This window comes from Brevundimonas sp., assembly GCF_036677305.1.
GTDB lineage: Bacteria > Pseudomonadota > Alphaproteobacteria > Caulobacterales > Caulobacteraceae > Brevundimonas.
Genome location: NZ_JAKFEB010000098.1, coordinates 1 through 9,844 on the forward strand (window position 1 = coordinate 1; position 9,844 = coordinate 9,844).

General features: G+C 66.7%; 8 protein-coding genes. 4 read left to right on the top strand and 4 right to left on the bottom strand.

All coding sequences use genetic code 11. The features are described 5' to 3' along the window. Positions 1 to 159 precede the first annotated feature (159 nt). Both V6M42_RS05935 and V6M42_RS05940 read left to right on the top strand, forming a co-directional pair. Positions 160 to 1,401 (top strand): serine hydrolase domain-containing protein, encoded by a 1,242-nt coding sequence (locus V6M42_RS05935; protein WP_332677801.1) that lies wholly within the window; start codon positions 160 to 162, stop codon positions 1,399 to 1,401. 158 nt (positions 1,402 to 1,559) lie between these two features. Next, on the top strand, positions 1,560 to 2,168 hold the full coding sequence (locus tag V6M42_RS05940) for a Crp/Fnr family transcriptional regulator (RefSeq protein WP_332677803.1): 609 nt from the start codon (positions 1,560 to 1,562) through the stop codon (positions 2,166 to 2,168). On the opposite strand, the gene V6M42_RS05945 is transcribed toward V6M42_RS05940, so the two are convergent. Genes V6M42_RS05945 through V6M42_RS05955 form a run of 3 tightly spaced genes read right to left on the bottom strand, consistent with a single transcriptional unit; the run spans position 2,165 to position 6,029 of the window. After that, the gene (locus V6M42_RS05945; RefSeq protein WP_332677805.1) at positions 2,165 to 3,757 is read right to left on the bottom strand and encodes a tetratricopeptide repeat-containing protein; all 1,593 of its coding nucleotides are present in this window, start codon (positions 3,755 to 3,757) and stop codon (positions 2,165 to 2,167) included. The genes V6M42_RS05940 and V6M42_RS05945 overlap by 4 nt on opposite strands. Beyond that, entirely contained in the window at positions 3,754 to 4,446 is a 693-nt protein-coding gene (locus V6M42_RS05950; protein ID WP_332658742.1) for a nucleotide synthetase, read from the bottom strand. The genes V6M42_RS05945 and V6M42_RS05950 overlap by 4 nt, the downstream gene beginning before the upstream one ends. Further along, a complete protein-coding gene (locus V6M42_RS05955) occupies positions 4,443 to 6,029 on the bottom strand; it encodes a toll/interleukin-1 receptor domain-containing protein (RefSeq protein WP_332677807.1) in 1,587 nt (528 codons plus the stop codon). The genes V6M42_RS05950 and V6M42_RS05955 overlap by 4 nt, the downstream gene beginning before the upstream one ends. 126 nt (positions 6,030 to 6,155) lie before the next feature. Between V6M42_RS05955 and V6M42_RS05960 the strand changes: the two genes are divergently transcribed. Beyond that, entirely contained in the window at positions 6,156 to 7,559 is a 1,404-nt protein-coding gene (locus tag V6M42_RS05960; RefSeq protein WP_332677810.1) for a hypothetical protein, read from the top strand. Between the two features lie 455 nt (positions 7,560 to 8,014). On the opposite strand, the gene V6M42_RS05965 is transcribed toward V6M42_RS05960, so the two are convergent. Beyond that, complete coding sequence (locus tag V6M42_RS05965) at positions 8,015 to 8,194, bottom strand: hypothetical protein (RefSeq protein WP_332658738.1); 180 nt, start codon at positions 8,192 to 8,194, stop codon at positions 8,015 to 8,017. A 274-nt stretch (positions 8,195 to 8,468) separates the two neighbouring features. On the opposite strand from V6M42_RS05965, the gene V6M42_RS05970 reads away from it, so the two are divergent. Further along, a partial coding sequence (locus V6M42_RS05970; protein WP_332677812.1) for a TonB-dependent receptor domain-containing protein occupies positions 8,469 to 9,844 on the top strand: 1,376 nt, incomplete at its 3' end.

Consider the following 9,844-nt stretch of genomic DNA (forward strand, 5'->3'; position numbering starts at 1 on the left):
CCGGCGATCGAGCCGCCCCGGCGCCGGACGAGCGGCGCACCGGAAAATTTCATCTTCGGCAGGCGTAATCCCGGTTCCTCATGGACCGGCGCCGTCAGATGTCGCTAACGGTCGATGGCCGATCACGAAACCGGGGCTGGAACGAGTGCGGGAAGAATGATGCAAACGAAAGCACCCGAAAAGCACGGCCTTGATCGCGCCCGCCTCGATCGTCTCGCGCCCTTTCTCAAGGAGCGCTACCTCGACACGGGCAAGCTGCCCCATGCGCAGCTCCTGGTCAGCCGCAATGGAGAGATCGTCCATTTCAGCAGCCAGGGCGCGGCGCGCGAGGGATCCGACAAGCCGATCGACGAAGGGTCGATCTTCCGTATCGCCAGCATGACCAAGCCGATCACGTCGGTCGCGTTCATGATGCTCGTCGAGCAGGGTCTGGTTGCGTTGGACACCCCCGTTCACGACGTGCTGCCTGAGTTCAGGGATGTCGGCGTCTACAACGGCGGCGGCGCCGGCGTGCCGTTCGTCACCCGGCCCGTGGATGCGCCGATGCGTATGCTCGACCTGTTGCGCCATACCTCCGGGCTGACCTACGGCTTCCAGAACCGCGGCAACGTCGATGCGGCCTACCGGGCCGGCAAGACGAACGCCGGGCCGCCGGAGAACTGGCACGGCGAGGCCGATCTGGACGCGTTTGTCGGCGATCTCGCCCGGCTGCCGCTCGAATTTTCTCCGGGCGAGGCGTGGAACTATTCGGAGTCGACCGACGTCCTCGGGGCCGTGGTGCAGCGGGTGTCCGGCCTCCCGCTCGACCGCTATTTCGCCGAGAAGATATTTGCGCCCCTCAGGATGCACGACACCGGCTTTTCGGTGCCGGCGGACAAGGCCGACCGCCTGACGGACTGCTACGCCTGGGCCGGCCCGTCTCTCGGGCGGGTGATGTACGACCGCGCTGAATCCAGCATGTGGCTGCGCCGGCCAAGACTGCTGTCCGGCGGTGGCGGACTGGTCTCGACAACGCTGGACTATCACCGCTTCTGCCTGATGCTGGCCAATGGCGGCGAACTCGACGGCGCGCGGCTGCTGGGTCGCAAGACCCTCGACCTGATGACGATGAACCACCTGCCCGGCAAATCGGACCTGTCGAGCCTGTCCCGGTCGCTCTTCAGCGAGACGACAAACGCCGGCGTCGGTTTCGGGCTGGGCTTCGCGGTGACCGAGGATGTCTCAAGGGCGATGATCCCCGGCTCCGCGGGCGAATTCTACTGGGGCGGAATGTTCACGACCGCCTTCTTCGTCGATCCGGTCGAGAAGCTGCACATGGTGTTCATGACGCAACTGAGCCCGTCGCTGCTCTATCCGATCCGCCGCGAGCTGAAGACGCTGATCTATTCGTCGCTCACCTGAGTGGCGACCGGAGCTGAGCGGCGGAAGGGCGTCCGATCGCTTGCGTCGGCCGGCGTTTTCCGGGAGTCTTCCTGCTCCTCGTCCGGTGGAGCGCCATGACTGGCAGTGCGACTGAACTTCAGGAGCTCATTCGCGCCGCCCTGGGATGTTCTCCGGTCGTGGCGGAGGCGATTGCGGCGCACGCCGTGGCCCGGGACTATCCGGCGAACGCCCTGATCCTCCGCCATGGCGACCGGCTGGGGCACGCCTGGCTCGTGACGGCGGGCCGGGCCCAGGCCCTGGTCTATGCGATCGACGGCCAGATGGTGCTGGTGCACGAATATTTCGCCGGGGATCTCTTCGGGGCGGTTGCGGCCGCCGATGTCTGGCCGCTGGAGGCGGAGGTCGTCGCCGCCGAACAGACCAGCGCCGCCTGCGTGCCGGCCGCGGACTTCGTCCTGCTGGTGGAGCGCCACGGGTCGCTCGCGCTGCTCCTTGTCCGCTCGCTGGTGGGCCAGTTGCGCGCGACCAGCATGAGAATGGTCGACCGCACCACGCTCTCCGCCCCCGGCCGGGTGTACGCCGAGCTTCTGCGGCTCGCCCGGCTCGGCGACGGAACAACGATCCGGCCGGCTCCTGTACACGCCGCCCTGGCCGTCCGGGTCCAGAGCACGCGCGAAACGGTCTCGCGCGCCGTCAACGCTCTCGAGCGGCGCGGGATCGTTCGCCGCGACAATGATGCGCTCGTCATCGTCGCAGGCCAGCGTCTGGAGGAGATGGTGGTCTAGGGGGCGGCTCTCGTCAGGGCGTACAACGGGATTGTCTCTCCCGCCGCCGACAGTTCGCCGACGTAGGGGCATTCGCCTCCGGTCATGGGCGTCCAGCCGTTCAGGGCGGCCGCGAAGCTTTCAGTCACGTGGATGGCCCCCGCCGGCGTGGAGACCAGCAGGTCAGACGTGAGGCCGGCGCCCGATCCGAAGAGCATGGGCCCGTCTCCGAAAGGACTCCTGGCCAGTTGTGCGACTCCGTAGTGACCGGCGATCCGGGGCGCGTCGGACCCGAATTCCCGGCTGATCAGGTTCGCGGCGTCGGCCGCGGCGGCCGGATCGGGGAAGGCCAGATGGAGGACGTTGGCGACAAACGCCGGCGTCGTCAGCGGCGGAGAAGCGCCCGCCAGCACTTCCGCGACGCGCCCGAGCGCCGCGCAAATATCTCCGCCTGTCCGCTCATCAAGGCTTACCGCCAGCAGGGCCGCCAGAACGCCGTCCCGAGGGCGTTCTGGAAGCGACCGGGCCCGGCCGTCGGCGGCGGGCGGCCGAGGCAGGTCCAGCTGCGCCTGACGGCGCCCGCTTCGACGCCACTGGCCGCCGATCAGACTTGTTGCGCTGGTGGCGCTTTCGGGATCGGTCAGCAGCAGCTGGACGGCTTCGCTGGCCAGCGACGCGGCCTTCATCGCCGCTCTTCCCATGGCGATCTCGGCGGCAAGGCGGATGTGGAGCATGGTCGTCGCGGCGAGCCCCGGCTCCACCACCCGGACGCTGGTCGCCCGGGCGAGAACCGCATCGAACCGCCGGGGCCAGTCGCTTCCCAGCGGCGCCGCCGACTCGGCGCGGAATACAGCCGCCGGCGCGGGCAGGACCAGATGGAGTTCGGCGCCCCGGGCCAGCACCCCCTCGGCCACGATAACATCGGCCCCGCCCGCCAGCGCGCCCCAGGCGAAGCCGATGCGCTCCTCGGCCAGGATGGCGTCGATGCGCGCCCGCAGGTCCGGACTGTCGACGACGCCCATATGTCCGGCGAAATGCAGGCTGCGGGGCGGTTGCATCGGGCCGAGCCAAGCGGCGTCCGCGCCGAGCGTCTCCAGGATCAGGCTGAATTGTCGAAGGGTCGAGGCATGGTCCTCCCATGCCTCGGGGGCCAGGCGGCAGGCGGCCTCCAGGGCCGCCTGAGCCTCGCGGGTCCGGCCCAGCAACAGCAGCGCCTCGGCCCGCGTCGCTCCCAGGTAATAGGGGGTCTCAGGCCCCGTATCCCCGGCGTCCAGCTTGGAGAGGACCCGCTGCGCGCGCTCTTCCGCCGTCGGACCGTCGCCGGCCAGGAGGGCGAGGGTGGCGGCGTTGATCAGGTGATAGGTCGCACCGCTCAGATCCGCGGCCCGGGCGTAGGCGTCGCCCGCCTCGCGCCACAGCCTCGGGCGATCCGCCTCCGGCGACCGCCGCGCCTCGTCCTTGAGCAGCCGGCCATGCACGCTGAGCGTGGCCGGGTCGTCGGTCACGGCGGAAAGCCCGGCCTCGTCGAACAGTCGCCTCGCCCGATCCAGGGCCCCGGACCGGGCGAGGGCGATGATGGTCGGCAGGACGGGGGGAGGGGAGGGTGTCAAGTCTCCTCCACTCCGTCGCACTCGGGATAGCCGCAGCGCCCTCCGTTGCACGGGCTCGCGTCATGGATCGGGAATTTGCCGCCGTCGTTTGGAATGTCGGGATCGATCGCCACAGGGTCGGCTGCAAGGCTGCCGAAATTGATATGGCAGTGGAATTTCTGGTGTTCGAATTCCTCTCGCTGCGTCGCGCTGAAATAAATGATCCGGCAGTCGTCGCTCGTCGGGCCATTGGGGCCGTCGTCCGGAACGTTTCGCCGAACGTGTCGGAGAGCTCCGTTCGCGTTGCCATAGTTGGCCGCCGCGGTGATGCCCGGATGGTTCTTGCGGAACGTCCAACCGGTGTCTTTGTCCAGTTCTATGACGATGTAGGAGGGAACACCCACGTAGATGTCGACCGGTAACGGCTTGGTCTTCAATGGGTCCTTGCAGTGCTTCTTCCGGGTACAGACGGGAGGTGGAAGCTTTTCGTCATTGAGTCGGCTGTTCAGGAATTTGCGAAGACCGGCTTGGGGCTCGTTCCCCGGGCAAACTACATAGCTGCCCGGTGAGGAGATTACCTTTGTCGGGTCCGCGGGGTCCCGCGTGTAACGCGTGTAGATGATCTCGATCGCCTTCCAGGAGGCGTCCATCTTCGTCGCGAGGCGCAACCCCGTTTCCGGGGGCGACTGATCTTCCTCGAAACCGTTCATTGCGGTGTCTCCCTCTGCATCTGGTCCAGTAAATCAAGGTTGTCGGTTATCTTGCGCCGCAAGGCGGCCCAGCGTTCGTTGGCCGGCTCATGCGCAACCATGGCGTCCGCAGCGTTTCGTGAAGTCTCGAGCCGCTGGCGCGCCAAATCCGGACGACCGTCGGCGAGATCAAGAGCCGCCAGCGCTCGTTGAACCGCGACCCAGCGTAGACGCACTTCCATATTGGCGGGGTCCTTCGTGGTGAGCCGGCGCACGATCGCTTCCTCGGAAAGACGATGCTCTCGCGCATTGCCGTTGTCGTCGTTTGCACGCCACGCGTCGGCCAGCCAGGCATGCCGATTGGCGAGGTCGATCGCGTAGGCGTCGGGGTCGGCTGTCGCCGCGACGGCCGCCTGCATGCGGGAGAGGGCGACACGACAGTCGGTCAAGGCTTCTTTCGGTTTGGGCGGCTCCGCCAGAGCGACACTGCACAGGTTGCCCCGCGCAAAACCGGCCTCGCGAAGGTAGACGGCGTTGTCCGGATCGCGCGCCACCAGCCTGTCGGCCAGATCACGATAGGCCTCGAATGCGGTTCGGGCCTCGTCCTGGCGCTGACGCGCGAAGGCAATGACGCCGATGGCCTGCTCGCTCTGGGCATGGGCCCACATCCGATCCGGATTGTCCGGGTCGGCGGCGAGCAGGGCGGCCGTCGTGCGTCGGGCCTGTTCGAACTGGCGCATCGCCGCGTCGGCCTCACCGCGGGTCTGGAGATCCGTGCCGATCGCCAGCAGCACCCTCGCGCGCCGCTCCAGTGAATCCGGAGGCAGGCGATCGATGTCCTGGCCCTCATAGTATTTCAGCGCCCGCGCATTGACCGCATCCAGCGCATCAAGCCGACCGACGCCTTCGAGCTTGTCTCGCAGATCGGTAAGCATGAACTCGACCATTCCCTCTGCTTCGGCGCGCTGCCGTTCCGCTTCCCGTCGCGCTCCGATGGCCGTGGCGGTCAGCAAGGTCATGACTAGCATCCCCGCCAGGGCCGCCGCCGTGACGGCCGTCACGGCCCGCAGCCGCCGCTGGGCGTCGCGCTGAACCAACTCGTCCAGACCGACGCCGACGACGCCCGCCACAAGCTTCAGAAAGCCGAGCCGGGGACCGTCCCCGGCGGGTTGGAGGTCGGCGGCGAGCGGTTCGCGCGCTGCGTCGACAAGGGTGTCCGGGAAGGCTTCCGCCGGCGTCCCCGCGATCAGGGCGGCCAGCACCGGCCGATCGGGGTGCAGGGCGCGAAACAGCTCGACCTCCCGCGCGACCCATGACGACTGCCTGGCGGCCGGCGAACAGACCACAATCAGACTGGCGGAACCGGCCAGGGCGGCTCGGACCTCGGCGCTCAGGCTGTCGGCGGCGGGCAGGTCCTCGCGGTCGCGAAAGATGGGTCCGAGCCGGCGCGGCGCCGGGCCTCGCGGCGTGATCCTCCCGACCAGCCGTTTCGGGAGCACATACCGCTCCAGCCGCCGATGCAGGCGGCGGCCCTCAGCCGCATCCTGATGGCTGTAGCTGATGAAGGCCCGATACCGCGCGGGTCCGCCTTCCCCCTCGTCCATCGTTCCCTCCCACGGGCACGCTGCCAGAGAGTGAGCCGCCGCACAATCGGAGCGTGATGGCCGTCACGGACGATCGGTCCCCGGACGCGCATGGTTTTCCCATTCAGCATCCGAACGGAGGAAGCCATGCGGATCGATAAGTACGCGCTCACAGCCGAAGACACCATCGAGCAGCGCGCCTGGGGGCATTACCTGAGCGTCGTCAAAAGCCTCGTTGAGGTCCCCGGTCAAACGCCGGTGGGAGAAATCCAGCTATTCAATCTGGCCACCCTGCTGCCCTACGTAACAGCGAAGCCTCGCTACAATCTGTTCTTGCTGGCGAACGCCGTGAACTACGTGTCGCCGGCTCTCCCCGTCGATGAATCAGCGAGCGAAACCGAGGATGGCGATCGCGCGACGAACCCGATGGCTCGTCCAAGAAAGCTCGACGCCATGTACGGGAATTTTCTGGGAGATCTCGACCGTATCCTGATCAATGCAGTCAATCCTGCCGCGAAACCCGAATACCAGGCCGCTCAGAAAGAGCTGCAGGACGCCCAACGGGAACTCCAGTCCCGACAAGCGCATATCGACGGCCTCTGGTCCTACATCGAGCCGCAAATTCCCGCGGAGGAACGCGACGGGCGGCGGGTCATCTGGGAGCGTGAGAACGGCTATTCCCAAGAGCTCGACCGCCTCAGGACGATGGTTGAGGTCGCCAACGCGCGTGTCGGCGCGGTTCTTCGGCAAAACACGCCCCGGGAGTTCTGGGACCTCATCAAGGCCCGTTCGTGGTTCAATGATCGGGGCTACCAGGTACAGTTGCCGCCGAGCGCATACTACGAAGAACCTTCGCACATCGCCGCATGGCGCTGGCTGCGGCCGCAATGGCCCTTGTTCGATCTGGAGGAGTTTCTCCGGGACACGGGACAATTCGAGCGAACGTTCGACACGAAATCCGAGCAGTACGACCGAGTCGAAAAAACATGGAAGGTCAAGGGAAAGGCCCGTTGGGGCGGCTTCGGCGGCAGGGGCTCCGGTACGGCTCGCAAGCTGGAGGAGCTTACCCAGAAGGAGCATTTCAGTTGGGATGTCGGATTCAAACGGATCCAGGAGGTCCCGATCGATCGCGGGGACTGGTTCCAGGAATCCCTGTTTGAAACCGTCGGCAGGAAGTTGACCCAGTACTGGGGACCGAACGGGCTTCTGAGCGCATATCCGACATCGTTGATCATGGCGCGTGGCACGGTCATCAAAGTGAAGACGAGCAGCGAGTTCAGGAGTCTGCTGGAATCACACGTTTCAGGCGGCGCGTCGTTCAGTTGGGGCGGGTTCTCCTTCGGCGGCCGCGGCAGTCAAACGGCCAAACATATGAAGTACCGGGCGACCGAAGAAGGCTTTGTTCTCGAAGATGATCCCGAGACGATCCGCCTGATCGGCGCCCGCGTACACCGACCGAACTGGGGAGCCGACGCGGGTAAATACTACGATCCCATCGACGTCTCGGGAGTGATGGGTCAGTGGGACAAGATTTTCGGTGCGGACCTATGATCCGAAATCTTGTCGTCGGGACGCTGGCAACGGCATTATTGGGTGGCTGTACAACGACGCAGGTATGGCGCCTGGATCAGCAATACCCTCCTAAATCGGATAGCCTTGAGAGAATCGATATGGAGAAGAAGATTGTCGATACTCTGGAGATCATTTCTCCTGGCAATAACCGGCACGTTCTGACAGCCGATCGAGTAATGATTCAAATCGGCCTTGAGCATCGAGAAGAGGCAGACACGCTGATTCCACTGTCCCTGTGTCACAGTCCCGCCGGTTGTGTGCGTGTTTACCCGCCTTCTTCGTCTCGGGTGCAAGCCGCTCAATAATGGCGTCGTCACGCAAGCGGCCCGCAGACGAGGGGTCTTTCGTCTGCGGGCCTTCAACGGTGTTGTTCGGCCACCAACACCCGAGGTCAATCACGGGTCAGGATGACAGCGGCGGAATGCGCGCCCTGTTCAGGCCAGCGCCTTCCACAGCACATAGAACACCACGACCGACAGCCCCGAAATGAGGCACATGTTGACCAGCATTCGCATCATTCCGCGTTCGTGCTGGTCGGTCAGGCCGAGGTGATCGCACACCAGATTCGCGGGCAGCAACAGCAGCTCGACCAGGATCGTCTTTCTCGTCCGCATGGATCACTCCGCATCCCCCTGCGGCCGGGCGGGTGGATCCCTGCGGACCCGGGCGGGAACCGGACCTGAAGACCACGCCGCCCCGCTGAAGACACCTCAGGAAAACCCCGTAGCCTTCCGCAATGATCCGGTCCGCCGGCGGGCCAGGGCAGCGTCATTGCCGCGTATAATTCCGGAGGCTTCGCCTTGCGCTGGCGCAAAGTCCGGGTCGGGCGATCGGCCGATCTGGGGGGCGGCCCGATCAGGGCTGTAAACGACCCCAGAGCCTGCCGTCATGTTCGCCACCTCCGCCTCCGCCGCCGCCCTGCTCCTGGCGCTCGCCCCCATCCCGGAGGCCGCCTTCACGTCCTCCCCGGCGCCCGACCCCGCCCCGGCGGAAGACCCGGCTGAACTTTCGGACGTGATCGTGACGGCCGTCGCGGATCCGCTCAATCCGCGCGTCGCCGCGGCCGCCCGGTTCGCGGCGCAGGAAACGCCCGGCGCCGTGGCCGTCGTCAGCCGCGAACAATACGCCGACCACATGGCCAGCCACCTCGGCGACGCCCTGCACAGCGTGCCCGGCGTCTATGCGCAGAAGCGCTGGGGCGAGGAGGTCCGCCTCTCGATCCGCGGTTCGGGCATCGGCAATTCCGCGCACAATCGCGGCGTGGTGATCGCCCAGGACGGCGTGCCGTTCAACCAGGCCGACGGCTTCGGCGACTTCCAGGAGATCGATCTCCTGAGCGCGCGCTACATCGAGGTCTGGAAGGGCGGCAACGCCCTGCGCTTCGGCGGCGCGACCATGGGCGGAGCGATCGAGCTGAACACGCCGACCGGACGGAATGCCCCGGCCCGGAACGAAATCCGGCTGGAAGGCGGTTCGTTCGGCACGGCCCGCGCCCACGGCGAGATCGCCCGTGAATGGGGCGACTGGGACCTGTGGGCCGGCGCCACCGTCATGGCCGCCGAGGGCTGGCGGGACCATTCGGCACAATCGTCCGAGCGGCTGTCGCTCAATCTGGGGCGGCGCTTCGGCGAGGATCGCGAGGTCCGGCTGTTGCTCAGCGCGGCCGATATCCAGAACGAGATCCCCGGCGCCCTGGAACTGAACGACGCCCTGACCCGGCCGACCATGGCGGCGCCCGCCAATGTGGCGCGCGACTATCGCCGCGACATGACGTCCCTGCGCGGTTCGCTGCAGACCCACTGGCGGCTGGACGAGGCCTGGTCGTTCGACGGCGGCGTCTACGCCGCGGTCAAGGATCTGGACCACCCGATCTCGGTGGTGATCGACCAGCAGAGCCGCAACACGGGCGCCTTCGGCCGGTTCGACTGGACCGGCCAGCTGGGGTCGCGCCGCGCCGATCTGTTCTTCGGCGCCTGGCTGCGTCACGGAGAACTGGAGGGCCGCACCTTCCAGAATCTGGCCGGCGCGCGCGGCGCCCTGACCGGCGACAACCTGCAGACGGCGACGGCGATCGACGTCTTTGCGGAGGGTCGGCTGTTCGTGACCGACGCCCTGGCCCTGGTGGCCGGCGGCGCCTGGGGCCGGGCCACGCGGGACTATGACGACCACCTCAACGCCGCGCGCAGCGACGCCAAGGATTTCGACTGGTTCGCGCCCCGTGTCGGCCTGCTCTGGGAAGCCGAGGGCGGACAGCAGGTCTACGC

Coding starts and splice junctions, on each gene's coding strand:
- V6M42_RS05965 (WP_332658738.1), bottom strand. CDS start 8,194: ATGCGGACGAGAAAGACGATCCTGGTCGAGCTGCTGTTGCTGCCCGCG.
- V6M42_RS05960 (WP_332677810.1), top strand. CDS start 6,156: ATGCGGATCGATAAGTACGCGCTCACAGCCGAAGACACCATCGAGCAG.
- V6M42_RS05950 (WP_332658742.1), bottom strand. CDS start 4,446: ATGAACGGTTTCGAGGAAGATCAGTCGCCCCCGGAAACGGGGTTGCGC.
- V6M42_RS05955 (WP_332677807.1), bottom strand. CDS start 6,029: ATGGACGAGGGGGAAGGCGGACCCGCGCGGTATCGGGCCTTCATCAGC.
- V6M42_RS05935 (WP_332677801.1), top strand. CDS start 160: ATGCAAACGAAAGCACCCGAAAAGCACGGCCTTGATCGCGCCCGCCTC.